Here is a 26,608-nt window from a genome sequence, read left to right on the forward strand (position 1 = left end):
GTCGCCTTCTCGAAAGTGCAAAACAAATACGCAGTCGCTTTACCTGAGCCAACAATGAGCGGGTAACTAATATGCGTCGGACGTTTCCTTAGTTGCTTAGTTAAAGTGGTGTAGGGCGTTGTCGGAATATTCCTAAGACATGCGGCCAGCCGCGCTGGAAGCCGTGCACGCCCACGACTCAGCATCGGTGGCGCCATTGACTGCTCCGGTGAGCGGTCCTGCGATTTTGTTGCAGGGTGCTAATGTTGAATCAACCTCGCACGATGCAACTGACGACAAACTTATAGATGTAATGGGTCGAGCAATGACAATTGATAATTGCTTGAAGCTAATATTTCAATTCAGGTAGTAGAACGATGAGCGCTATTCATGAGCAAGCCATGAACTATGTTTACCAGCAAGTTCTGCAACGGTTGGTCGGGCACTTTACCCGTGACGAACGTACCGCACTGCAACTGTTGATCCAGCGAATTGTGGTAGCGGCCGGTGGCATGGAACAAGTAGGCAACTACAAAGTGCTGATTGCTCACGGCGGGGGTGAGGTCAGCAGCTACACCCTGGCGCTGTTGCGTGCGGCGCAACTGAGCATCGCCGGGCGTGCACCCAAGACTTTTCATCTGCGCGTGGCAACGTTGCGGCATCCGGGTATGACTCAGGCAACGCTTGATTCACTGCACCAGGGCTATGGCGCGTTGTTCTTCCATGATGATTCTCGGGTTGAACTGCTGATGGTCGAAAACCATGAAGTACTGCCCTTTAATCATCAGCGCCCGGCGTCCAGTGCCGGGCGTGAAGTCAGCCAGCGCAATATGCTGATGATAGGGCACCTGACGTCCGGGGACATTCGCGCCATCCTGCGCAACGACACGTATCTGGCCCTTGGCGATTTCTATCAGCGGGTTGCTACCTGGAACGGCGGTGTGCACGCGGTGGTCAGCGGCGATTCGGTGCGCAAGCAAAGCCAATACATCGCGTGGCTGAAGAAAAATGCCCTGGCAACCGGTCTCGCGTTCGCGCCCGGCAAGCCGACATCGCTCAACGGGTTGTTTGCACGCATGGAAGAATGGAGCGTCGGCTGCTACCGCGACCTCTATGGCGAGCACTACGCGGGCACCGAGAACCCAGGCCGGGGCGGGCACCGGCATTTGGCCTACATCGGTATTGCCGACCTGCTCGACGATGTCGACGTCGCGCGCGCGCCGCTGCTTACGGAGTTTCTGGCTCACAAGCGCGACCCGTTCGAGTTCCAGTTCAGCCACCCAGCCTATCCAAACCCATTGCTCATGGCACATATGTACGGCTTGCAGGCCCAATGCCTGCGTGAGCTCTCCTATGAGCACGGTGTCGAAGGTTTTGTTCGTCACGCGGCAGACTACATGCTGCGCAGACGCGTCCCCATTGAGTTGATCACCGAGGCGTCCAGCCCGGATGGGCGGGTATTGTCGACCACCTACGCCCAGGCGTTTTTTGGTCTGGATGAAAGTCAGTTGACTTGCCTGCTGTTCGCGCCTTTCGTTCAGCATGGCGAACGGCTGGAGGGCTTCTTGCGTCAATGCCATCCCGGCATGTTGGTGGCACTGCCCGAACTGCACAAGGCGCTGCAGGGCAAGCCTGCTGCGGACATGTTGCATCAGTGGCTGGTAGACACCAGTGGTTTGCCGATGGCCTTATTGCAGCATTTGTATCGCAAGCGAACATTGCCGGCTGCGCACGGCTCTCGCATCCACAAACAACTGTTTAGCCGGCCCGAGGCCCGGATCGCCCAAGTGTCGGGGCGCTAGCACCGTGCATTGGCGTATAGATGCCGGTGAGCGGCGATGAACCTGAGGGGAGAGCGGCAGGCAGACTTTGCCTATCAGGCGGTGTACCGCTACATGATCAACCTGATCAACGAAGTCAGCCTGGAAACGCCGGTCAAGTTGCCGTCGTTGCGTCAGTTGTCGACACGCATGAACGTGTCGATCTCGACGATTCAGTACGCTTACTCTTTGCTGGAAAAGGAAGGGCGGGTCTACTCGGTGGCCAAGTCTGGCTATTTCGCCTGGCCTGTGGCGACAAACCCGCCGGTCATGGCGGGCGCCGACCTGCTTGAGCGGCTGTATGCGGCGGCGCGACGCCCGACCATGGTTGTGCTCAGTGGTGATGAGCCGGCGTTGTTGGGGTCACTGGATGGCGCTTTGCTTGCGCTGGAGCGCCAGCTGGTGCGCAGGTATCCACACCACCTGCAACCGTCGCAACCTTCTGGCGTATGGGAATTACGGGCGGCATTGGCGGCCCGTTATACCTCGTCGCCTAGCCATTGCTGGCAGGCCGACGAGGTGTATATCGGCGCCGATCTTCAGGGCGTACTGCAAATCCTGATCGACACGCTTGGCCTCGAGGGTACGGTGGTGCTGGCTGAATCGCCCTGCGATTACCTGGTCTTGCGCCTGTTACAAAGCGCTGGCGTGCGGGTTATCGAACTGCCCTGGCACGCCGATGGCAGCTTCGACTTGGCCACGTTCGAGCACCTGCTCAAGCACGAACCGGTGCACCTTGTGCTGCTGTCCTCCGTGGTCAGCATGCCCTCGGGTAACGCGCTGACGCTACCTGAACGGCTGCAAGTAGCGCATTTGCTGGAGCGGCACGCCTGTTGGTTGCTGGAGAACGACACGTTTGGTGAGCTGAGCTTCGCGTCGTCGCAGACGGCTTTGCGCAACCTGGTCAACCCGCAGCGGCTGATTGTGTTTTCTTCGTTCGAAAAGGTGTTGGGGCCAGAAGCGCCGTTTGGGTACCTACTGACGCAGCAAATGGGCAGTGAGTTGCAGCGCCAGTTTTTGCTGCGCTCATTTCGACTTTCCTCCATTCGGCAACGCGCCATTGCTCGGCTATATGAGAGCGGGCGGTTGGATCAGCACTTGCAGACGTTATGCCAGCGCCTTCAGGAACAGGCGCAAGCCATGAGCCATCGGTTGGATGTGCATATGCAAGGGCGTGTGAGTTATCGAATGCCTATCGCCGGGGCAAGTTTCTGGTTGCAGTCGGTGGTGCCGGTGGATATGCGTCTGGTGTTCCAGCGCATGCTCGCCCAGCAGGTCGTGATTGCGCCGGGGGAGTTGTTCAGCCTCTTAGGCTTGCATCACCAGCATATGCGCTTGAGTCATACGTTCAGCGGCCACCCCAATCTGGATATTGTCCTGAATGCGCTGGCTCAGGCGCTGCTCCAGGCACAGACCGATTAATGTTTGAAACTTCTCTCCGAATTGTGGGATCGATAACATCGCTCAGTAGTCCAACTCTGAGTAAACTGTCATTTTTTCCGAATCCTTATTTTCCGAGGTTTATGCATGACTATCAGTCCTTTTGCGGGCAAACCGGCGCCGGCTCAGTTGCTGGTGGATATCCCGCGACTGGTCACGGCCTATTACACCGGCCAGCCTGATGCAGCAATCTCTACCCAGCGTGTAGCCTTTGGTACCTCCGGGCACCGAGGCAGTTCGTTCGAGCTGAGCTTCAATGAATGGCATGTGCTGGCGATCAGCCAGGCGATCTGCCTGTACCGTGAAGCCCAAGGCATCACAGGGCCGTTGTTCGTTGGCCTGGATACCCATGCATTGTCCACGCCGGCCGGTGCCAGTGCCCTGGAAGTGCTGGCTGCCAATGGCGTGCACGTCATGCTGGCTGAGGGCGATGAGTACACACCGACCCCGGCGATTTCCCACGCCATCATTTGCTACAACCGCGGCCGCACCAGCGGCCTGGCGGACGGCATTGTGATCACCCCGTCGCACAATCCGCCGCAGAGTGGCGGCTACAAGTACAACCCGCCCAATGGCGGCCCGGCCGATACCCACGTCACCAAGTGGATTGAAGCCAAAGCCAATGAACTGCTGGCCAACAAGCTTGCTGGGGTCAAGCGCATCACCCATGCCCAGGCGCTCAAGGCGGACACCACTCATCGCCATGACTACCTCAACAGCTATGTGGCCGACCTGATCAATGTGATCGATATGGACGCGATCCGCAGTGCTGATCTGCGCCTGGGCGTTGATCCCTTGGGCGGGGCGGGGGTGCGCTACTGGTCGGCAATCGCCGAGCACTACCGCCTGAACCTGGAGGTGGTGAACACCGAAGTGGATTCCACCTTCCGCTTCATGAGCGTGGACTGGGATGGACAGATCCGCATGGACCCATCCTCCAGCTACGCCATGCAGAGCCTCATTGGTCTCAAGGAACGTTTTGACGTGGCGTTTGCCTGTGACCCGGATCATGACCGTCACGGTATCGTCACGCCCTCCGGCGGCCTGTTGGCGCCGAACAACTACCTGGCGGTGTCCATCGATTACCTGTTCCAGAACCGTCCTGATTGGCGAGCCGATGCGGCGGTGGGCAAGACCGTGGTCAGCAGTGGCCTGATCGATCGCGTGGCTGCACGTATGGGCCGGCGCCTGTATGAAGTGCCGGTGGGCTTCAAATGGTTTGCCGATGGCTTGTTCGAAGGCTCGTTGGGTTTTGGCGGCGAAGAAAGCGCTGGTGCTTCGTTCCTGCGCAAGGACGGCACGGTCTGGAGCACTGACAAGGACGGCCTGATCCCGGCCTTGCTCGCAGCGGAAATGACCTCGCGCAAGGGCCAGGATCCCAGCCAGATCTACCGCGGCCTGACCGATGCACTCGGCGAACCGTTTGCCATTCGCGTGGATGCCAAGGCGACCCCGGCGCAGAAAGCCCTGCTGGGCAAGCTGTCGCCGGAGCAGGTGACGTCCACCCAATTGGCCGGCGAGAGCATCCAGCAGATCCTCAGCCATGCCCCGGGCAATAACCAGGCGATTGGCGGCTTGAAGGTCATGACGGAAAACGGCTGGTTTGCTGCGCGGCCATCGGGTACCGAGGACATCTACAAGATCTACGCCGAGAGTTTTATCGGCGAAGAACACCTCAAGCAGCTGGTGGAAGAGGCGCAGGTGCTGGTGGACGGCGCAATTTCCCAGTAACGGTGTAGGAGGGGGCTTGCCCCCGATAGCGGTGGGTCAGTCACAGATGTGTTGACTGGCATAACCTCATCGGGAGCAAACTCCCTCCCACATTAGATAGCAGCATGATGCAAGATCAGGCCAGGTCGACCAGCACGATCTCGCTGTCCTCGATCGCCGTCACCCGCAACACTTGCTCATCCTCAACGGCCACGCCGTCTCGCGCCTGTGCGCGCAAACCATTGACTTCAATTACGCCGGTTGCCGGCACCAGGTACGCCCGGCGTCCGTGGTCCAGCCGGTATTCGGCGCTTTCCCCAGCTTTCAGGTTCGCCGCCACCAAGCGTGCATCGGCACGAATGCGCAGGCTTTCACTGTCGCCAGCCTTGCCGCTGGCCAGCGTCACAAAGCCTTCACGATTACCTTGCGGAAACGGCTTGGCACCCCAGGACGGTGGCAAGCCGGCCTCATTCGGGATGATCCAGATCTGGAAGATCTTGGTCGGGGTGGCCTCCAGGTTGTACTCGCTGTGGGCGATCCCGGTACCAGCGCTCATCACCTGTACATCGCCCGCCTCGGTGCGGCCTTTGTTGCCCAGGTTATCGGCATGGCTGATTGCGCCTTCGCGTACGTAGGTGATGATTTCCATGTCGCGGTGCGGGTGCTGGGGGAAACCGCTGCCAGGCGCGATGATGTCGTCGTTCCATACCCGCAAATTGCCCCAGTGCATACGCTCGGGGTCGTGGTATTCGGCGAATGAAAAGTGGTGATGGGCGTCGAGCCAGCCATGATGGGCGCCGCCGAGGGTGTTGAAAGGTCGAAGTTCAAGCATGATCGTCTCCTGTGAATGAGCCCATCATCCAGCAGCGCATGATCGATAAAAAGCGTAAAAAATGCCTGATTCCTATCCATCAATTCGATCATTTAAATCTGCTTCAACTTTCACTTCATCGCCTAACTACATGACCGTAAAGCAATTGGCTGGAACTGAGCGTCGATTCCGGCGACCATGGCGGCCTTGTCAAAGCCAAGCTCATCGCAGGAGTCCGCGTGCCGCAACAAAAGCCTGATCTGCCCCCTGAACTGCGCCCCTTGGCTGAAATGCCGTTATTGAAGCGGCTGGCCGCTCGCCTGTTCGGCCATGGTCTCACCCGTTTGCGCGCGCAGCACCGGTTTTCCTGGCTGCATGGCCAGGCCGACGGTTTTCGCAATGGGCATGAAGCCGGTGTGGAATATGGGTATCGCGAGGGTAAGGCCGATGGTCTTGAAGAGGGCCGGCAAGTCCTGTTGATTCGCGACTTTCGCCCTGATGAGCACCGAGCGCCCGGTGTGGATGACAGCCTGTTCGACGATTGGCGATTGCCGCTCACCGCCCATTTGAAGAAGCGCATGAAGGCGGATGTGGCACGCCTGCTGTCAGCCCACGCGCAGCCGAGCACAGCGCAGTGGAAGATGATCTTCAGCGACACGCCCTCGACCTCGGTGATTGCGGGCGCCGGCGCAGGTAAATCGACCTCCCTGGTGTTGCGTATCCTGTTGCTCACCCATTACCTGGGTTTTGAGTTGAGTTCGATGACTGTGGTGACGTTCACCCGCGAGTCGCGCAAGGACTTCATCAACAAGCTCATGGAGATTCTGAGCCTGTGGGGCCAACCCCTTGACCTGAAACAAGCCCAGGCGGTGGTGCGTACGTTTCACTCGCGCATCCTGCCGATGGTGCGCAGCCTGCCGGGTTTTGAACGGCTGCAAGCCTTTGAAAACCTCAGTGGCGGCTTCGAAGACGCCGATAGCAATGCCTTCGATCTACGTATCAGTGATGCCCAGCGCCAACATATGAACGCCTGTTATCACCGTTTGCAGGGGCATCATGCGCGTTTTCGCGAGTTGATTGCGCCGCTGGCTCGCCAGGGCCTGCAGCTCAAGGAGCTGGAGCGCGATCATCCGGACGTGCAAAAGCGCATGGCCGTGACCGAGTTGGCAGCCAAACGTGATGAAGAACTCTGCGACGTGATCGAGGACCTGTGGTTCCGCGCGGGCGCCTGGCCGATCAAAGGCATCGAACCCAGCCGTCAGACTTTTGAAATCAACGGTGCCAAGTTTCATTGTCACGGCTATATCCCGCAGTTGGATGCCTGGGTCGTATTGGGTTTCGATGCGCGGGAAAACGCGGGGATCAGCCGCCCAAACTCAAAACTATCGGTGCGCGCAGAGTGGGCGGTAAAGCGCACCCTGTTTCAAGCTTTCTGCCATAAGCCGTTGATATGGCTTGATAACTACGATTCATCCAAGCGCCTTTTAAGCAGTCTGGCCGGCGAAGCCACGGCCGGGCCGGGCTTTGATTACAAGGTCAAGGGTGAACTCGCCTCGGCCCCGCTGCTGGACAGTTTTGTCATGGCGGCCGGGTTTATCGAGAACCTCGGGCTGGACGTACCGACGGCCGTGGGCCAGATGAGCTTCGCCAAGGACGACCCGGATCGGTTGTTCTTCGAGGCCTTGAGCATTTTCTGGAAGGCCCTGGAAGACCACCTGCTCGATCAATCACCGCCGATCATGACCTACAACCGAATGTTTTCCCTGTTTGGCGAAAATACCCCGGAGAACCTCAAGCTGCTCAGTGATCCCTTGCTGCGGCCGATGTCACACCTGATGATCGACGAATTCCAGGATGTATCGCCGCAGATCGTCTCGTGGATCCGTGCCACGCTGCGGGAAATCCGCAGTCGCGGCCCGGCCATGCACGTCGGGCGTGGGGCGCAACGCTCATCCTTGCTGTGTGTCGGCGATGACTGGCAGTCGATTTATGGCTGGCGCGGCAGTTCGCCCAAGTACTTCATGGAATTCAACCAGGAATTTGTCGCACCGAGCACCACTCGCGTGATGCTGGGCGAGAACTACCGCAGCCACCAACACATCATCGACGCGGCCGAGCATATCGTGCGCACCGCACCGGCCATCCCCGGCAAGAAGGCCAAGGCCAGTGGCGAGCCCAAGGCATTGGTGCCGGTCACCGTGCTGGAGCGCGACGACGCGGCGCTCGGCCGGCGGTTGCTGGAGCATTATCAACGCGGGGATACGGTCTTGATGCTTTATCGAAAAAGCAGCGATAAGTTGCTGATTCAAGAGCATATTCAGTCTGTTGTTAATGTGGATTCTAGCTTGCCGATCCACGAGCGCCGTCTGAAACAGCTCACTTACCACAGCGCCAAGGGCCTGCAGGCCGATGCAGTATTTCTGCTTGGGGACTGCCAGCATCTCACCAGCTCGCCCTACAAAAACCAGGTCTACCGCATGGCGGGCTTGGGCAAGGAAGGTGACAGCGAGCCGTACGACAATGCGCAAAAGGACGAAATACTACGACTGGCCTACGTCGGTATTACCCGAGCGGTCAGCCACTGCTACTGGTATGTGGAAAAGTCGGAGGGCCAGGGTGTAAACGTGCCCAGGGCATCCGAGCGGGTGGATGGCAAGAAAGCGTTTTTCGACGATCAGCGCTGAACCTTCATCTGACACACAGCAAAATGTGGGAGGGGCTTGTCCCCTCCCGCATCAGGTAATCGGCGGCTGACAAATACTATTCAGGCCCGCAACGACAACGGCGGCACAAAACACTCCAGCTCATCCTCCACGGCCTCGATAATGCGCTCCACATCAGCGGCGTTCATCACTGTGGCGCAAGGTATGCCGGCGATGGCGATCAATGTTTCACCGCTGGCGCGGTCGAACAGGCGGGCGATCATGCTGCCGGGGGCATCCATACTCCCCTCGAAGCCCATCGGATGAAAATGCCAGCGCATCAACTGGCACGCATTGGGAAAAGTCACTTTGTTCATGTTGCCTACCTTGTTCATTGAGCGCTTCCTTTAGCTCGCGGCAGGGGTCAGGACCTTCGTTGGTCAAGACGGCGAATAACTTAAAAATAGCATTCGTTCGCAAGTACAAGGTGAGTTTTTCGGCCCCGTTCGGCGGTTCTTTTACCTGATTTTGATGTGGATCATGTCCTACAGCAGATTAGGCAAAAGGCCATTACTTCGAATGGTCGTCTGGCCATTGTGGGGGGCGGGTAGATTTAGGCAATCTCAAGCATTTTGTTCGCTGTGCTGGCGCAGGGGCGGTGCGACGATTCGACTTGCTCCCGATGGCGGCCTCAGGGCTGACCAGGGTGCTGGATCAGACCGGGTATATAGCCGTTATTGGGTAACGGCTGCTATTGGTTCCGCTTTTACAGCGGGTCACTTTGGAAAAAAAGAGCCCCAAAGTAACCAAAGGGCTCTTGCCCCACCACTCGGCACCTCGCTTAGGCTCGGTGTGCCCGTAATCCGACAGGGATTTGGGGGGCCGCCGCCACGCGCCATCCATGGCGCGGGGCGGCTAAACCGGCATCCCTGCCGGTTTACCCCCCAAATCCCTGTCGAATTCCGGCCAGCGTGGTTTGACGGGGCGCTTAAGATCAAAAGCAGATCAAGATCAAGATCAAGAGCGGCTCGCTTCGCATCGTGGTTACTGTTGGCTGCTATCAAGTTGTGCGACGGGTCGGTCTATATCGCACCGGACGTTAATTGACACTTTTCAGATAATTAACCGGCCACTGGTTAAATAAATAATGGCGTCATGATTAAGACATTTTTTGTCAACTATTCCGAATGGAAAGAAGGGGTGTCACTGTGAGAGATTTCGGCCGCAACACGTAACACTCTCACATAACTGATTATCAACAGGTGACTTATATGTCTTCCATAGAAAGCCTTCCAATCGGCGGTACATGGACCCAGTCCGAGTTACGTGGCACAGACCAGCGCGAACGGCTGGAGGCCAGGCGCGGCGAGCCTTCAGTGCTGGTCGGCGGGGCAGGCGGCGACCAACTGGTGGGGCGTCAGGGTGCCAATACATTCAAATATGAAAAAAGCACCGACTCCCTCACCGATGATCCGGACACGATCCTGAATTTCAATCCGAAAGAAGATGAGATCGATGTGTCCCTGATGTTAAAGGACCACGCTATATCAGCAATCAACATTCAACCAGGCCCGCCTGTGGAGGTGGGCGATGTGCAACTGAGCCACGCGTTCGGCGTGAGTACATTGACTATCAAAGTCAATGCCGAAGGGCCGAACTTTTCCGTACGCGTTGATGGTGTAAATCTGTTGCCGCAGCATATTAATTTCTTCCATTCGGATTAAGCCTACGGGTTCTCCAGGTCATGCCCCAGCGACTGGATAAACAGTGAAAACAACTCGGGCTGTGACGAGATATCGAGCTTGGCGTAAAGGTGCCTGCGGTGCACTTTGACCGTGTCCGGCGAGATCTTGAGGCGTTCGGCCATGGCCTTGGAGGAAAAACCCCGTAACACCAGGCGAGCGATTTCCAGCTCGCGGTCCGACAGTACACCACTGCCGAAATGACTCAGCGCGTCCCGAATCTGGCTGTCTATTGCCGGTGCTCGCTGAGTGCTTTGCTGCCAGTGCTGCTGCATCAATGGCAGCACCCAAGCAGCCAATGTGGTCAACAGCCCGGTTTCCTCAAAGCTGAAGCGTCGCTGCATACCCAGGGACAGTGAAAGCGTGCCCGTGCCGGGCAATTGCAGGATCAACTGCACTTCGTCTTCCAGCACGTTGTCGTGGAAGTAGTTGAGGAAGTACTCACTCTGGCGAAAATGGTCCGGCGCCACTTCCTCCAGGCGGTACACGCCGCTGGCATAGTTCTCGCGGCACGCCTGGTAGAACGGATCGAGCAGGTACAGACCGTTGAGGTACACCAGCATCGACGCCGGTTTGCTGCTGGGCTGGGCGTCGTACTCCTCAAGGGCCTGGGGCGGGCCGTCCAGCGGGTAGAAAATCGCCAGGGCGTTATCGAAGGGCAGGCATTGGTGCAATAACAGCACCAATTGTTTCCAGAACCGTTCGGTGCCGATTTGTGACAGGGTGCGCCCCAATCCCGCGTGCATGCCGATTTCCCGGAACAGGCTCATATCACTGGCTCCCCTCAAAAGATCGGCCAAGGGTTCGGCTTTTAGCCGGTACCGTCAAGGGGAGTACGCCAATAGGGGAATTGGCCTACCGGCCCGCCAGCCGATAACGTCGTCACTATTCAACGGGAAGCATATCCCGCACACACACATCATTTTTCGTTTCTGCCTCACACCAAAAACAACGACAGAGGATAACGATATGAGCGCTACCCCCACGCCCGATGGCGTGCTCAAGCCCACCTTGAGCGTCTTTGATGTAGTGGCTATCACCGTTTCCGCGGTGACGCCGGCCAGTTCCGTATTTGTGATCGCCCCGTTCGCCATTCAGCAAGCGGGCAGCGGCGTGTTCCTGGCGTTTGTGATGGCCGGGTTGCTGGCGTTGATGTTCGCCTTCTGTTACGCCGAACTCGGACGCGCCCATAACAGTGCCGGTGGCGAGTATGTGTATGCCAAGCGCGTGTTTGGTGGCATGGCCGGCTACGCCACGTTCCTGACGGTGCTGGTGATGTTGCTGTTTATCCCGCCGGTATTGGCGACTGGTGCGGCGACTTATCTGAATAATGCCTTGGGTACGAACTTCGACTCCCAAACTGTCGCCCTGGTGATCGTGGTGTGCAGCTACGCCCTGGGCATTCTCAATATCAAGCTCAATGCCTGGATTACCGGCACCTGCCTGCTGTTGGAAGTGGCAGCGTTGCTGGTGATTGTGGTGATCGGCTTCGGCAACCCGGTGCAGCCGGCCAGCGTATTGTTCCAGCCGCAGATCGTCGAAAACGGCGTGTTGCACCTCGCGCCCTGGGCCCTGGTGATCGGTGCCGTCGGTATTGGCCTGTTCTCATTCAATGGCTACGGCCCGGCGGTGTTGCTGGCTGAAGACATGAAATGCGGCGGCAAGGGGGTACACAAGGCGGTGCTGTGGTCCCTGGGGTTGGTGGTGGTGATCGAACTTGTGCCAATCACCGCACTCTTGATCGGCGCGCCGTCCCTGAGTGAGATGATCAGCAGCCCCGACCCCATTGGCTATCTGTTGACCAGTCACGGTAATGAAACCCTGTCGCGGTTGGTCAGTGCCGGGATTTTCCTGTCGGTGTTCAACGCAATTGTGGCCATTGTCATCCAGATCGGCCGGGTGGTGTTCAGCAGCGGACGCGATGCACTGTGGACGCCGAGTATCAACAAGCTGTTCACGCGGATTCATCCGCGCTGGGATTCGCCGTGGCTGGCTACGTTGTTCCTGGCGATTCCTTCGGCGCTGTTGAGTTTCAGCTCGAACCTGGCGGATCTGACGTCGTTCAGCGTGTTGCTGATCATGCTGGTGTACCTGGTGGTGGCGCTGAGCGCGCTGATGAGCCGGGTGCTGCTGCGTGATCGCGAACATCCCTATCGCATGCCATTGTGGCCGTTGCCGGCCGTGCTGGCGGTGCTCGGCGCGGGGTATCTGTTAGTGACCTTGATCCTTGAGGCGTCGATGCGCGACATCATGGTCATTATCGGCTTGCTGGCGCTGTCGGTGATTTTGTATTGCATCAGTGGCCGGTCGAGTCCGGTCTTTCAGAAATTGTAAGGAGTGGGTATGCGCGCACGTCAATTGGGTATCACGCTGGGGCTGGGCACGCCTGGCGAATTGAATGCCATCACCGATGTTCCCGGGGTTCGCGTCGGCCACACCACGCTCAAGACGCGTATCGACGGCAAGCAGGTGCGTACCGGCGTGACGGTGGTCCAGCCGCGCGCCGGTGAGGCCCGGCATCAACCCTGTTTTGCCGGGTACCACGTGCTGAACGGCAATGGTGATGCCACCGGCCTTGAGTGGATCAACGAGGCCGGATTGTTGACCACGCCGATGGCCATCACCAACACCCACAGCGTCGGGATCGTGCGTGACACCTTGATCGCCCTGGAGCGCGAACGCCTGCAAGACCCCGCGGTGTACTGGTGCATGCCGGTGGTCATGGAAACCTATGACGGCCTGCTCAACGATATCTGGGGCCAGCATGTGCAACCTGAGCATGTGCGCCAGGCACTCGACCATGCCGAAACCGGCCCGGTGCAGGAAGGCGCCGTGGGCGGCGGCACCGGGATGATCTGCCATGAGTTCAAGGGCGGCATCGGCAGCGCATCCCGGCGCTTGTCGGCGGAGCAGGGCGGCTGGACCGTCGGCGTATTGGTGCAGGCCAACCATGGCAAGCGCCAGGAGCTGCGGGTCGATGGCTACCCGGTGGGCCGACATTTGATGGACATCACTTCGCCCTTTGCCGAGCAGGGCACGCCCGGCATGGGGTCCATCGTGGTGATTATCGCCACCGACGCGCCGTTGCTGCCCCATCAGTGCCAACGCCTGGCGCAGCGGGCGTCCATCGGTATCGCACGCACCGGTGGCGGCACCGAGGATTCCAGCGGTGACTTGTTTCTGGCCTTTGCCACCGGTAATCAGGATTTGCCGCAGGCGGACTACGGGCGCAAGGACCTGCCGCTGCGTACCGCGTTGCATATGGTCAATAACGATCATATTTCTCCACTGTTCAGCGCGGCGGCGGAGGCAGTGGAAGAAGCAATCATCAACGCGATGCTGGCAGGGGAAGACATGACCACACAGGCGGGTGTCCAGGTGCCTGGCCTGGCCGGCGAGACCCTCTTGGCAGCATTGCACAAGTGTGGCTGGAGTGTGCCCCGGCAATAGGGGACACTGCACTTTAATAGTGCAAGTAGTGGCTATTTAATGCCGCTAATGACACCGTGACAATATATTGGATCCATTACTCAAGTGCGCCGCTCAACTTGGAGCGGCTTTACTGCTATTTAATATTTAAATAATGCGGCGCTCGAATTCGGCGGGTAAAAGCAAGCGTTCCCAGTAAACACTGCGTGGGACTTCCTCAAGTTGAACCTGTGTCACATTTTTGCTGTGGAAATAGATGTAGACGAAAGATTTCAAGTTGTGTCAGTTTTCTTACGCCTTCAAAAGAGGTGAGTGATAGGACTATCCTCGCCCGCGAGGTTCCTATCGAACAAAGACTGATGCACTTGCAAACAAGGAAGTACGTTTATGTCAAAAGTAAAAGACAAAGCTATTGTATCTGCCGCGCAAGCCAGCACTGCTTACTCGCAAATCGATAGCTTCAGCCATTTGTATGACCGTGGCGGTAACCTCACAGTCAATGGCAAACCGTCCTACACCGTGGACCAGGCAGCGACCCAGCTGCTGCGGGATGGCGCCGCGTATCGGGACTTTGATGGCAACGGCAAGATCGATCTGACCTACACCTTCCTCACCTCGGCTACCCAGAGCACCATGAACAAACATGGCATCTCAGGGTTCAGCCAGTTCAACGCCCAGCAGAAAGCACAGGCCGCACTGGCCATGCAATCCTGGTCGGATGTCGCCAACGTAACCTTTACCGAAAAGGCTTCCGGCGGTGACGGTCACATGACCTTCGGCAACTACAGCAGCGGCCAGGACGGCGCCGCGGCCTTCGCTTACCTGCCCGGCACCGGTGCGGGCTACGATGGCACCTCGTGGTACCTGACCAACAACAGCTACACGCCGAACAAGACTCCGGACCTGAACAACTATGGTCGGCAGACCCTGACCCACGAAATCGGCCACACCCTGGGCCTGGCTCACCCTGGCGACTACAACGCCGGGAACGGCAACCCGACCTATAACGACGCGACCTATGGACAGGACACGCGTGGCTATAGCCTCATGAGTTACTGGAGCGAGAGCAACACCAACCAGAACTTCAGCAAAGGTGGCGTCGAGGCTTACGCTTCCGGCCCGCTGATCGACGACATCGCCGCGATCCAGAAGCTCTACGGTGCCAACCTCAACACCCGCGCCGGCGACACCACCTACGGGTTCAACTCCAACACCGGGCGTGATTTCCTCAGCGCCACATCCAACGCCGACAAGCTGGTGTTCTCGGTGTGGGACGGTGGCGGCAACGACACCCTGGACTTCTCTGGCTTCACTCAAAACCAGAAGATCAACCTCACTGCCACCTCGTTCTCCGATGTTGGCGGCCTGGTCGGCAACGTGTCGATCGCCAAGGGCGTCACCATCGAGAACGCATTCGGCGGTTCGGGCAACGACCTGATCATTGGTAACCAAGTCGCCAACACCATCAAGGGCGGGGCCGGCAACGACCTCATCTACGGCGGCGGCGGTGCGGACCAACTGTGGGGCGGGGCCGGCAGCGATACCTTCGTGTACGGTGCCAGTTCCGATTCCAAGCCAGGGGCTGCGGACAAGATCTTTGACTTCACCTCCGGTTCCGACAAGATCGATCTGTCGGGCATCACCAAGGGTGCGGGCTTGAGCTTCGTCAATGCGTTCACCGGCCATGCCGGCGATGCTGTGCTGAGCTATGCCTCGGGTACTAACCTGGGCACCTTGGCCGTGGACTTCTCCGGGCACGGCGTGGCGGATTTCCTCGTCACCACCGTTGGCCAGGCAGCCGTCAGCGACATCGTGGCCTGATGCACGGCGCGGCGCCTCGGCGCCGCGCTCCAGGATGGAGCTTTATATGCCACGTTTTTCTCATTTGATCGCCTGTGCTTCGCAGGTGTTGTTCGTTTTGGCAGGAGCCCACGCAATGGCTAGCAGTCTTGTATTACCGACCTCCGCCCAGTTGGCGGGGCATTGGCAATTGAAGCAGCAGGACCAGGTATGCGCGCTGGATTTATTGGAACAGGCCAATGCCCTGGGAGGCGATATCGCTTGTGTGGAGCAATGGCTGGGCGACAAGCCACAGACGTGGTCGCCAACGCCGGACGGCATTTGGCTGTTTAACGCCGAAGGCTCAGGGATCACGCATTTGAATCGCCAGAAAGAAGGCGAATATCAAGCCCGCACTAAAACCGGGCAAGTTGTCGAGCTGAAACGAATGCCTTAGTTAAAAGTTATAAGCATATAACTCGATTTAGCAGTTGGCCGTGCGCTTCCTCGGCAGGGCGACTATTACGTGCAGTGCGCTCCAGGAAGATAAAACAATATGGCGAAGTCCCAAGGGGTCGCGCCCTTATTCAGGGCGCTGGGTGAATACAAGAGTATTTTGATCAGCGTTGGCTGTTTCACGGCATTGATTAACCTGCTGATGCTGGTGCCGTCGATTTACATGTTGCAAGTGTATGACCGTGTGTTGTCCTCCCAGAATGAAACCACCCTGGTGATGTTGACGCTGATGGTCGTGGGCTTCTTTGCGTTTATTGGCCTGCTTGAAGTTATCCGCAGCTTTATCGTGATTCGCATTGGCAGCCAGTTGGAGCGGCGTTTCAATCTGCGCGTGTACAAGGCCGCATTCGAACGCAACCTGCAACGCGGCCAGGGTCATGCCGGGCAATCCCTGGGCGACCTGACCGCGCTGCGTCAATTCATCACCGGGCCTGCGTTGTTCGCGTTCTTTGATGCGCCATGGTTCCCGATCTATCTGTTCGTGATTTTCCTCTTCAACGTGTGGCTCGGCGTGCTGGCCACGGCTGGCGCGGTATTGCTGATTGCCCTGGCTTGCCTGAATGAATACCTGACCAAAAAACCATTGGGCGAGGCGGGTGTGTTTTCCCAGCAGTCAACCCAATTGGCCACCAGCCACCTGCACAACGCCGAGACGATCCAGGCGATGGGTATGCTCGGTGCGTTGCGCAAACGCTGGTTCGGGGTGCATTCGCAGTTTCTGGGCTTCCAGAACACCGCCAGCGATACCGGGTCGGTCATTACCTCTCTGAGCAAATCCCTGCGCCTGTGCCTGCAATCTTTGGTATTGGGGCTGGGCGCCTACCTGGTGATCAAGGGCCAGATGACCGCCGGGATGATGATCGCAGGCTCCATCCTGATGGGCCGCGTACTCAGCCCCATCGACCAGCTGATCGCGGTGTGGAAGCAATGGAGTTCGGCCAAGCTGGCTTACCAGCGCCTTGATGGGCTGCTGCGTGAATTCCCGCCAGAGGGCGAGCAAATGGCCTTGCCGGCGCCCAAGGGCCAGGTCAGTTTCGAACAGGTCAGTGCTGGCCCACCGGGGCGGCACATGGCGACCTTGCATCAAGTCAGTTTCAACCTGGCGGCCGGTGAAGTGCTGGGCGTGCTGGGCGCGTCGGGCTCCGGCAAGTCCACCCTGGCCCGCGTGCTGGTGGGCGTGTGGCCGACCCTGGCCGGCACCGTGCGGCTGGACGGCGCGGACATTCACCGTTGGGACCGCGACGACCTCGGCCCGCACATCGGCTATTTGCCCCAGGACATCGAGCTGTTCAGCGGCAGCATCGCCGACAACATCGCACGCTTTCGCGAGGCCGACCCGGAGCTGGTGGTCAAGGCCGCGCAACAGGCCGGTGTGCATGAACTGATCCTGCGCCTGCCCCAAGGCTACGACACGGTGCTGGGCGATAACGGCGGCGGCCTGTCCGGTGGCCAGAAACAACGCGTGGCCCTGGCCCGCGCCCTGTACGGCGGGCCGCGCCTGATTGTGCTGGATGAGCCCAACTCCAACCTTGATACGGTCGGCGAAGCGGCGTTGGCCAGCGCCATCGTGCAGATGAAAGCCCAAGGCAGCAGCGTCGTGCTGGTGACGCATCGCTCCTCGGCATTGGCCCAGGCCGACAAATTGCTGGTGCTTGGCGACGGCCATCTGCAAGCGTTCGGGCCCAGCCAGGAAGTGCTGCGGGCGTTGTCCGGGCAACAGCAGGAAGCGCCGAAAGAGAAAACCGGTGTCAGTTTCAGTCGTCAGTACCCGGCCGCAAGGAACCCAGGCGCATGAGCAGTATTACGGTAGAACCTCGTTTCAAAGAGCGCGATGCCCGCTTCTTCGTGCGTATGGGCTGGCTGATGACGGTCGTCGGTGCCGGTGGTTTTTTCCTCTGGGCCAGCCTGGCACCGTTGGATCAGGGCATCCCGGTGCAAGGCACCGTGGTGGTGTCGGGCAAGCGCAAGGCCGTGCAAACCTTCAGCCCCGGTGTGGTCAGCCGCATCCTGGTCAAGGAGGGCGAACTGGTCAAGCAGGGCCAGCCGCTGTTTCGTCTCGACCAGACCCAGAACCAGGCCGACGTACAATCCCTGCAAGCGCAGTACCGCATGGCCTGGGCCAGTGTGGCCCGTTGGCAGAGCGAGCGCGACAATCTGCCGAGCATTACCTTTCCCACCGAGCTGAGCGCCAATCCTGATCCAGCCCTGGCGTTGGTGCTGGAAGGCCAGCGCCAGCTGTTCAGCAGCCGCCGCGACGCCTTCGCCCGTGAACAAGCCGGGATTCGCGCCAGCATCGAAGGCGCTACCTCACAGTTGAGCGGTATGCGCCGTGCCCGCAGTGACTTGACCGCCCAGGCCCAATCCCTGCGCGCGCAACTGAGCAATCTGCAACCCTTGGCCGACAACGGCTACATCCCGCGCAACCGGCTGATGGACTACCAGCGCCAGTTGTCTCAGGTGCAGCAGGACCTGGCGCAAAACGCCGGTGAAAGCGGCCGGATAGAGCAGGGCATTGTCGAGTCGCGGCTCAAATTGCAGCAGCACAGCGAGGAGTATCAAAAAGAGGTGCGCAGCCAATTGGCCGACGCGCAATTGCGCAGCCTGACCCTGGAACAGCAACTCACGTCTGCGGGGTTCAACCTGCAACACAGCGAAATCAACGCGCCGGCCGATGGCATCGCCGTCAACCTCAGCGTGCACACCGAAGGCGCCGTGGTGCGCGCCGGGGAAACCCTGTTGGAAATCGTGCCCCAGGGCACGCGCCTGGAAGTCGAAGGGCATCTACCGGTGCATCTGGTGGACAAGGTCGGCACGCACTTGCCCGTCGACATCCTCTTCACCGCCTTCAACCAGAGCCGCACGCCACGGGTACCGGGCGAAGTCAGCCTGATTTCCGCCGACCAGATGCTCGATGAAAAAACAGGCGCCCCGTATTACGTGCTGCGCACCAGCGTCAGCGACGCGGCGATGGAAAAACTCCACGGTTTGGTGATCAAGCCCGGCATGCCTGCCGAGATGTTCGTGCGTACCGGCGAGCGGTCATTGCTCAATTACCTGTTCAAGCCGCTGCTGGATCGCGCCGGCTCCGCGTTGACTGAGGAATGAGCATGAAGCCAGTGTTCATTTCGCTATTGCTGGTGTGTGGCAGTGCCCAGGCCGCCATGGGCCCGTTCGATGTTTACGAGCAGGCGCTGCGCAACGATCCGGTGTTCCTCGGCGCGATCAAGGAGCGCGACGCCGGCCTGGAAAACCGCACCATCGGCCGCGCCGGGCTGCTGCCGAGGCTGTCCTACAACTACAACAAGGGCCGCAACAACTCCGAGGCGCATCTGCCCGACGGGCGCGGCGGCAGCTATAGGGACGACCGCAACTACAACAGCTACGGCTCCACCTTCAGCCTGCAACAACCGTTGTTTGATTACGAAGCCTATGCCAACTACCGCAAGGGCGTGGCCCAAGCGCTGTTTGCCGATGAAAGCTTTCGCGACAAGAGCCAGGCGCTGCTGGTGCGGGTGTTGAGCTATTACACCCAGGCGCTGTTTGCCCAGGATCAGATCGACATCGCCCGGGCAAAGAAAAAGGCCTTCGAGCAGCAATTCCAGCAGAACGAGCACTTGTTCAAGGCCGGCGAGGGCACGCGCACGGACATCCTTGAAGCCGAGTCGCGCTACGAGCTGGCCACTGCCGAAGAGATCCAGGCCCTGGATGAGCAGGATGCGTCACTCAGGGAGCTGGGCGCGTTGATCGGCGTGCAAAGCGTCAACATCAACGACCTGGCGCCGCTGAACCAGAGCTTTGCCGCGTTCACCCTGACCCCGGCCAATTACGACACCTGGCATGAGCTGGCGCTCACCAACAACCCGGTGCTGGCTTCACAGCGTCAGTCGCTGGAAGTGGCGCGCTATGAAGTGGAACGCAATCGTGCCGGGCATTTGCCGCGAATCACCGCGTATGCCACGTCGCGCAAACAGGAGTCCGACAGCGGCAACACCTACAACCAGCGCTACGACACCAACACTATTGGCGTCGAAGTGAGCATGCCGCTGTATGCCGGTGGCGGCATTTCGGCCTCCACCCGCCAGGCCAGCCGCGCAATGGAGCAGGCCGAGTACGAGCTGGAAGGCAAGACCCGCGAAACCCTGATCGAGCTGCGCCGCCAGTTCAGTGCATGTCTGTCGGGCGTGAGCAAGCTGCGTGCCTACCAGAAGGCATTGGTATCCGCCGAGGCGCTGGTGGTGTCGACCAAGCAGAGCATCCTTGGTGGCGAGCGGGTCAACCTTGATGCGCTGAATGCCGAGCAGCAGCTCTACAGCACTCGCCGCGACCTGGCCCAGGCGCGGTACGACTACCTGATGGCCTGGACCAAATTGCACTACTACGCGGGCAACTTGCGCGACACCGACCTGGCCAAGGTAGACGAGGCCTTCGGCCCGGATAAAAACCTGTAGGAGTTCGCTCCTATAAGGGGAATAACAATAATCAGGAGTGTGCAGATGATCACTGATTCACCGCGTTTCAAACCCTTCACCGCAGGTTCATTGCTGTTGTTGTCCGTTGCGGCACAGGCGCAATACACCGAGACCGGCCAAGCGGGTAACCCGGCCAGTTGGCGTTCGGCCGAATACCAAAGCGATTGGGGCCTGGGCCGTATGAAGGCCGATGAAGCCTACGCCGCCGGGATCAGTGGCCAAGGCGTGAAAATCGGCGCGCTGGACTCGGGCTTCGATGCCAATCACCCCGAAGCCTCCAAAGACCGCTTTCATGCGGTGACCGCCACCGGCACCTATGTCGACGGCAGCGCGTTCAGCACCACGGGCGCGCTCAACCCCAACAACGATTCCCACGGTACTCATGTCACCGGCACCATGGGCGCCGCCCGCGACGGCGTGGGCATGCACGGCGTGGCGTACAACGCGCAAGTCTATGTGGGCAACACCAACGCCAACGACAGCTTCCTGTTCGGCCCGACGCCAGACCCCAAGTACTTCAAGACGGTATACACCGCGATGGTGGATTCCGGCGTGCGCGCCATCAACAACAGTTGGGGCAGCCAGCCCAAGGATGTCAGCTACCAGACCCTCGGTGACCTGCACGCCGCCTATGCCCAGCACTACAACCGTGGCACCTGGCTGGACGCCGCGGCGGATGTGGCCAAGGCCGGGGTGATCAACGTGTTCAGCGCCGGCAACAGCGGCTATGCCAATGCCAGCGTGCGCTCGGCCTTGCCGTATTTTCAGCCGGAACTGGAAGGCCACTGGCTGGCAGTGTCGGGGCTGGATAAGGCTAATAACCAGAAATACAACAAGTGCGGTATCGCCAAATACTGGTGCATTTCCACGCCCGGCGCGCTGATCAACAGCACTATTCCCGACGGTGGTTATGGGGTCAAATCCGGCACCTCGATGTCGGCACCCCATGCCACCGGGGCGTTGGCGCTGGTGATGGAGCGCTATCCCTATATGACCAACGAGCAAGCGTTGCAGGTGTTGCTGACCACTGCCACGCAGCTTGACGGTTCGATCACCCAGGCGCCCAACGCAATCGTCGGTTGGGGCGTGCCGGACCTCGGCAGGGCGATGCACGGCCCGGGTCAACTGCTGGGAGCCATGGATGTGAACCTGGCAGCCGGGCAGGGTGATGTGTGGAGCAACGGCATCTCCGACCAGGCCTTGCTTGCGCGCCAGGCCGAGGACCGCGCCGAGCACAGCACCTGGCAGCAAACCCTGATCGACAAGGGCTGGCAGAACGGCGTGAGCGCCACCGCCAGCCAGCAGGACCAGACCGACTACGCCATCGGCAACGCCCGCGACCAGGCGGCGGCGAACCGTGTGTATGAAGGCAGCCTGATCAAGTCCGGCGCCGGCAGCCTGGTCCTCAGCGGTGACAGCACCTATCGGGGCGCCACTATCGTCAATGGCGGCCTGTTGGCGGTGAACGGTTCGCTGACCTCGGCAGTCACCGTGAATGACAGCGGCACCCTTGGCGGTTCCGGGCGTATCGCCGCGTTGTCGGTAAACAACGGCGGCCGCGTGGCACCGGGCAATTCCGTGGGCACCTTGCAGGTAGCGGGAGATGTGAACCTCGGCGCGGGCTCGACCTATGCAGTGGAACTGACGCCCACCAGCAGCGACCGTATTGTCGCGGGCGGCAAGGCGGTCCTGGGCGGCGGCACCGTCACCTTGGCGCTGGAAAACAGCCCCACGTTACTCAGTCAAAGTCAGGTCCAAAGCCTGATCGGCCGGCAATACTCGATCCTTGAGGCCGCGGGCGGCATCCAGGGCCAGTTTGGCCAAGTGCTACCCAACTACCTGTTCCTCGGTGGCACCCTCGACTATGCCGCCAACGCTGTGCAACTGAACGTGGGGCGCAACGACGCGAGTTTTGCCAGCGTCGCCGCCACCCGTAACCAGCGCAACGTGGCGGCGGCTGCCGAGCAATTGGGCGCCAGCAACCCGGTGTATGAAAGCCTGTTGCAGTCGCAGTCAGTCGCCATCGCCCAGCAGGGTTTGCAGCAACTGTCCGGTGAAATCTACCCCGCCGTCGGCGCGATGCTGATCAACGACAGCCTGCAACTGCGCAATGCCGTGGGCGAGCGCCTGCGCCACGTACCAGTGAGCGGCGAAAGCAACCTGTGGTTCAAGGCGCTCGGTGCCTGGGGCAAGAGTGACAGCCGCAGCGAAACGGCCGGTTCGACCACCTCCATCGGCGGCCTGCTGGCGGGCGTGGATGGCGCACTGGATGAGCAGACCCGCGTGGGTGTTGTCGCCGGTTACAGCGACAGCTCCTTGAATATGGGCAGCGGCACGCACTCATCGGCATCCATCGACAGCTACCACTTCGGCGCGTATGCCGGGCGCGAGCTGGGCGACTGGCGCTTGAGTGTCGGCGGTGCCTACAGCTGGCATCGCGGGGATGTGAAGCGCGACCTGCAATGGGGTGATGTCAGCGGCAAGCAAAAAACCAAGCTGGATGCGACCACAGCGCAAGTCTTCACCGAAGCAGCGTACCGCATCCGCCTGCAAGCGGTGGCCTTGGAACCGTTCGCCAACCTGGCCTATGTGCACCTGAACAGCGAGTCGTTCCACGAAAAAGGCGATGCCGCCGCCCTGGAACGCGGCAGTGACCGCCGCGATGCGGTGCTCAGCACCCTTGGCGTACGGGCATTGAAAACCCTGGCCCTCAATGACCACCAGCAACTGGAACTCTCCGGTTCGTTGGGCTGGCAACACAGCCTCACCGCCGTGGAATCCGAAGAGCACTTGGCGTTTGTCGCAGGCGGGCCTTCATTCGCCGTGCGCAGTGCGCCGTTGCTGCGTGACGCTGCTTTGGTGGGGCTGCAAGCCAGCCTGGCGCTGAATGCCGCGACGCGGGTCAACCTGGATTACAACGGCCAGTTGGGTGGCCGCGCGAAAACCCAGGGTGTGGGTTTGAGCCTGAACTGGCAGTTCTGAAGACACCGCGAACAAAAAATGTGGGAGCAGGCAAGCCAGCGCCCACATTGAATCGGCGGTGTTCTGGAGAAAGTGATTTACACACGTGCAATAAGAAAACTAAGGAAGGTCACCGTGAAAAAACGCAAGTCAGGGTTAACTACCGCCATCCACACCGGCCCGGGCTACCCGCTCAAGGCGCTGAGCTGCGTGCCATACGGCGCGTTGCTGTGTTGCCTGGCAAGCCTGGGAACCGCTCAGGCTGCACCCTATGTGGAAACCGGCAAGCTGGGTGATGCCGCCAGTTGGCGCAGCAACGAGTTCAAGGCCGACTGGGGCTTGGGCGCCGTGCATGCCGACACCGCGTATGCCGCCGGCTACACCGGCAAGGGCGTCAAGCTGGGGATCTTTGACCAGCCGGTGTATGCCCAGCACCCGGAATTCGCCAGCCCCGACAAGGTGGTGACGATTGTCACCGAGGGCATTCGCCAATATACCGACCCGTATATCCCGGTGAAGGCCGGTGATGCGTTCCGCTACGACGGCACGCCGTCCAAGGACTCCAACGGCAAGCTGGGTAACCACGGCACCCACGTCGGCGGCATTGCTGCGGGTAACCGCGATGGCGGGCCGATGCATGGCGTGGCGTTCAATGCGCAAATCCTCACCGCCGAAAACGGTGACCCGGGCCCGGAAGACGGGATTATCCTCGGCAACGATGGCGCGGTTTACAAGGCCGGCTGGGACGGGTTGGTTGCCAGCGGCGCACGCATCATCAACAACAGCTGGGGTATCGGCATCGGTGACCAGTACGCCAAGGGCGGCCGCGATCCGGCGTTCCCCAATTTCACCGTGAATGAAGCCCAGGCGCAGTTCAATACGATCCGGCCGATCCTCGGCACGATCGCAGGTGGTGCTTATCAAGGCGCCATCGACGCGGCCCGCAGTGGTGTGCTGACCATCTTTGCCGCCGGTAACGACTACAACCGCAACAACCCGGACGCGATTTCCGGCCTGGCGTATTTTGTGCCGGAGATTGCGCCGAACTGGCTGTCGGTGGCGGCATTGCAGCAGAACCCGGACACCGCCAGCCCTGATCCGTATGTGATCAGCACCTTCTCTTCACGTTGCGGCTATGCGGCGAGTTTTTGCGTGTCGGCACCCGGTACCAAGATCTACAGCTCGATCATCAACGGCACCGACCTGAACAACCTGACCACCGACTGGGCCAACAAAAACGGCACCTCCATGGCCGCCCCCCATGTGGCGGGTGCAGCAGCGGTGCTGATGGAGCGCTTCGAGTACATGAGCGGCGACCAGATCTCCACGGTGCTCAAGACCACGGCCACTGACCTCGGCGCGCCGGGTATCGACTCGCTGTATGGCTGGGGCATGATCAACCTGGGCAAGGCGGTCAACGGCCCGGGGATGTTTATCACCGCCGAGGACATTCCTGCCGAGTTCCGCATTGAGGGCGCCTATGGCAGCGGCCAGTTCGTCGCGGACCTGCCGGGCGTCGGTGCGGTGGTGGACGCGGGCAAACCGACCCAGCGCATTTGCAACGACGTGCACTGCGGGCTGGATGTGTGGAGCAACAACATTTCAGGCCATGGCGGCTTGACCAAGCAGGGCATCGGCACCCTGGTGCTGGCCGGCGCCAACACCTACAGCGGCCCGACCCTGGTCAACCAGGGCTTGCTGGCGGTCAACGGTTCGGTCACCTCCGATGTCATCGTCAGCCAGACCGGCGTAATCGGTGGCTCGGGGCGTATCGGCTCGCTGACGGCAAATAGCGGCGGCGCCGTGGCGCCGGGCAATTCCATTGGCACCCTGAACGTGGCAGGTAATGTCACCTTCAACCCGGGCTCGACCTACGCTGTGGAATTATCGCCTACCAGCAGCGACCGTATCGTCGCCGGGGGTACCGCCACGCTCAATGGCGGCACCGTAACCCTGGCCCTGGAAAACAGCCCGACACTGTTGAGTGCAACCCAGGCCCAAAGCCTGATCGGCCGTCAGTACAACATCCTGCAAGCGGCGGGCGGTGTCACCGGCAGTTTTGGTGCCGTACTGCCCAACTATCTGTTTGTCGGCGGCACCTTGAATTACGCGGCCAACGGTGTGCAGTTAGACGTGACACGCACCAACAGCTTCGCCAGTGTTGCTGCTACACCGAACCAACGCGCCGTGGCCGCAGCCGCTGAGCAATTGGGTGCGGGCAATGGCGTGTATGAAAGCTTGCTGTTGGCACCGACGGCCGCTTCGGCCCAGGGCGCGTTCCAGCAACTGAGCGGTGAAGTCTATCCGGCGCTGCAAACTGCATTGGTCAATGACAGCCGTTATGTACGCGAAGCAGTGGGCGAGCGCTTGCGCAATGGCGAGATGGGCGCAACCAGCCAAGCCATCGACAGCCGTGGCAACGTATGGGTCAAGGCCCTGGGCGCCTGGGGCAAGACCGACAGCCGCAGCGACACCGCTGGCTATAACACCTCCATCGGCGGGATGCTTGCCGGGGTGGACGGTGCCCTCGACGACGCCACGCGCATTGGCCTGGTCGCGGGTTACAGCGATACCTCGCTGAACATGGGCAGTGACACCCATAGCCGCGCCTCGGTCGACAGCTACCACTTCGGTGCTTATGCCGGGCATGAAATCGGCGCCTGGCGCCTGAGCGGTGGGGCGACCTACAGCTGGCACCGCGCCGATGTGAAGCGCGACCTGCAATACGGCGATGTCGCCGGCAAGCAAAAGGCCAAGGTCGATGCGCACAGCACCCAGGTGTTCACCGAAGCGGCGTATCGCATCAACCTGCAACCGCTGGCCCTGGAGCCGTTCGCCAACCTGGCCTATGTGCACCTGGACACGGACAGCTTCAAAGAGAAGGGCGATGCCGCTGCGCTGAAAAGTGGCGACGACAGCCGCGACCTGGTGTTGAGCACCTTGGGTGTGCGCGCCTTGAAGACCTTCAACGTCAACGACCACCAGCAATTGGAAGTCTCCGGCACTCTGGGCTGGCAGCACAACCTGAGCAGCACCGATTCCGAGCAACACCTGGCGTTTGCCTCGGGTGGCCCGTCGTTCGCGGTCGAAAGTGCGCCGATGGTGCGGGATGCCGCACTGGTTGGGGCACGGGTCAGCCTGGCGTTGAGCAAGGATGCGCGGGTGAACTTTGACTACAACGGCCTGCTGGCCAGCAAAGAGAAGGTGCACGGCGTCGGCTTGAGCCTGGACTGGGCGTTCTAAAGGTCAGGTGTAGTTGGTTGTGGCGAGGGAGCAAGCTCCCTCGCCACAGAAGCTCACTCCTACAGTA

General features: G+C 60.1%; 17 protein-coding genes. 14 read left to right on the plus strand and 3 right to left on the minus strand.

The genetic code is table 11. The annotated features are described in order from the left end of the window. Window positions 1-356: 356 nt before the first annotated feature. The 3 genes from LJX92_RS12815 to pgm all read left to right on the plus strand — a co-directional run bounded on the left by LJX92_RS12815 (window position 357) and on the right by pgm (window position 4,970). Window positions 357-1,781 carry a hypothetical protein gene (locus LJX92_RS12815; protein WP_228309858.1) on the plus strand — a complete coding sequence of 475 codons (1,425 nt, stop codon included), beginning with the start codon at window positions 357-359 and terminating at the stop codon, window positions 1,779-1,781. 36 nt (window positions 1,782-1,817) lie between these two features. After that, window positions 1,818-3,221, plus strand: a complete 1,404-nt coding sequence (locus LJX92_RS12820) for a PLP-dependent aminotransferase family protein (protein ID WP_228309859.1) — start codon at window positions 1,818-1,820, stop codon at window positions 3,219-3,221. A gap of 105 nt (window positions 3,222-3,326) precedes the next feature. Continuing rightward, complete coding sequence (gene pgm / locus LJX92_RS12825) at window positions 3,327-4,970, plus strand: phosphoglucomutase (alpha-D-glucose-1,6-bisphosphate-dependent) (RefSeq protein ID WP_032875244.1); 1,644 nt, start codon at window positions 3,327-3,329, stop codon at window positions 4,968-4,970. A 115-nt stretch (window positions 4,971-5,085) separates the two neighbouring features. Here the strand turns inward: pgm and LJX92_RS12830 are convergent, their stop codons facing one another. After that, a complete protein-coding gene (locus LJX92_RS12830; protein WP_228309860.1) occupies window positions 5,086-5,781 on the minus strand; it encodes a pirin family protein in 696 nt (231 codons plus the stop codon). A 218-nt stretch (window positions 5,782-5,999) separates the two neighbouring features. On the opposite strand from LJX92_RS12830, the gene LJX92_RS12835 reads away from it, so the two are divergent. Then, a complete protein-coding gene (locus tag LJX92_RS12835; RefSeq protein WP_228309861.1) occupies window positions 6,000-8,444 on the plus strand; it encodes a UvrD-helicase domain-containing protein in 2,445 nt (814 codons plus the stop codon). Window positions 8,445-8,524: 80 nt separating this feature from the next. Here LJX92_RS12835 and LJX92_RS12840 read toward each other — a convergent pair whose 3' ends face one another. After that, the gene (locus LJX92_RS12840) at window positions 8,525-8,797 is read right to left on the minus strand and encodes a DUF1652 domain-containing protein (protein ID WP_005788459.1); all 273 of its coding nucleotides are present in this window, start codon (window positions 8,795-8,797) and stop codon (window positions 8,525-8,527) included. An 876-nt stretch (window positions 8,798-9,673) separates the two neighbouring features. Between LJX92_RS12840 and LJX92_RS12845 the strand changes: the two genes are divergently transcribed. Continuing rightward, window positions 9,674-10,126: a M10 family metallopeptidase C-terminal domain-containing protein gene (locus LJX92_RS12845; RefSeq protein WP_228309862.1), complete on the plus strand. Its 453-nt coding sequence runs from the start codon at window positions 9,674-9,676 to the stop codon at window positions 10,124-10,126. A gap of 2 nt (window positions 10,127-10,128) precedes the next feature. On the opposite strand, the gene LJX92_RS12850 is transcribed toward LJX92_RS12845, so the two are convergent. Then, window positions 10,129-10,914 carry a helix-turn-helix transcriptional regulator gene (locus tag LJX92_RS12850; protein ID WP_005788457.1) on the minus strand — a complete coding sequence of 262 codons (786 nt, stop codon included), beginning with the start codon at window positions 10,912-10,914 and terminating at the stop codon, window positions 10,129-10,131. 199 nt (window positions 10,915-11,113) lie between these two features. On the opposite strand from LJX92_RS12850, the gene LJX92_RS12855 reads away from it, so the two are divergent. The 9 genes from LJX92_RS12855 to LJX92_RS12895 all read left to right on the plus strand — a co-directional run bounded on the left by LJX92_RS12855 (window position 11,114) and on the right by LJX92_RS12895 (window position 26,541). Beyond that, window positions 11,114-12,478, plus strand: a complete 1,365-nt coding sequence (locus LJX92_RS12855) for an APC family permease (RefSeq protein ID WP_005788456.1) — start codon at window positions 11,114-11,116, stop codon at window positions 12,476-12,478. A gap of 9 nt (window positions 12,479-12,487) precedes the next feature. Continuing rightward, on the plus strand, window positions 12,488-13,594 hold the full coding sequence (locus LJX92_RS12860) for a P1 family peptidase (RefSeq protein ID WP_032875253.1): 1,107 nt from the start codon (window positions 12,488-12,490) through the stop codon (window positions 13,592-13,594). A gap of 366 nt (window positions 13,595-13,960) precedes the next feature. Then, a complete protein-coding gene (locus tag LJX92_RS12865; RefSeq protein ID WP_005788454.1) occupies window positions 13,961-15,394 on the plus strand; it encodes a serralysin family metalloprotease in 1,434 nt (477 codons plus the stop codon). A gap of 46 nt (window positions 15,395-15,440) precedes the next feature. Then, the gene (locus tag LJX92_RS12870; protein ID WP_032875255.1) at window positions 15,441-15,809 is read left to right on the plus strand and encodes an AprI/Inh family metalloprotease inhibitor; all 369 of its coding nucleotides are present in this window, start codon (window positions 15,441-15,443) and stop codon (window positions 15,807-15,809) included. Between the two features lie 99 nt (window positions 15,810-15,908). Then, entirely contained in the window at window positions 15,909-17,663 is a 1,755-nt protein-coding gene (locus LJX92_RS12875) for a type I secretion system permease/ATPase (protein ID WP_228309863.1), read from the plus strand. Next, the gene (locus LJX92_RS12880) at window positions 17,660-18,973 is read left to right on the plus strand and encodes an HlyD family type I secretion periplasmic adaptor subunit (RefSeq protein ID WP_005788451.1); all 1,314 of its coding nucleotides are present in this window, start codon (window positions 17,660-17,662) and stop codon (window positions 18,971-18,973) included. The genes LJX92_RS12875 and LJX92_RS12880 overlap by 4 nt, the downstream gene beginning before the upstream one ends. Window positions 18,974-18,975: 2 nt before the next feature. Continuing rightward, window positions 18,976-20,316: a TolC family outer membrane protein gene (locus LJX92_RS12885; protein ID WP_005788450.1), complete on the plus strand. Its 1,341-nt coding sequence runs from the start codon at window positions 18,976-18,978 to the stop codon at window positions 20,314-20,316. A 45-nt stretch (window positions 20,317-20,361) separates the two neighbouring features. Next, entirely contained in the window at window positions 20,362-23,319 is a 2,958-nt protein-coding gene (locus LJX92_RS12890; RefSeq protein ID WP_228309864.1) for an autotransporter serine protease, read from the plus strand. A gap of 114 nt (window positions 23,320-23,433) precedes the next feature. Next, entirely contained in the window at window positions 23,434-26,541 is a 3,108-nt protein-coding gene (locus LJX92_RS12895; RefSeq protein WP_223018276.1) for an autotransporter outer membrane beta-barrel domain-containing protein, read from the plus strand. Window positions 26,542-26,608 lie beyond the last annotated feature (67 nt).

Source organism: Pseudomonas sp. HN8-3, assembly GCF_020790195.1.
GTDB lineage: Bacteria > Pseudomonadota > Gammaproteobacteria > Pseudomonadales > Pseudomonadaceae > Aquipseudomonas > Aquipseudomonas synxantha_A.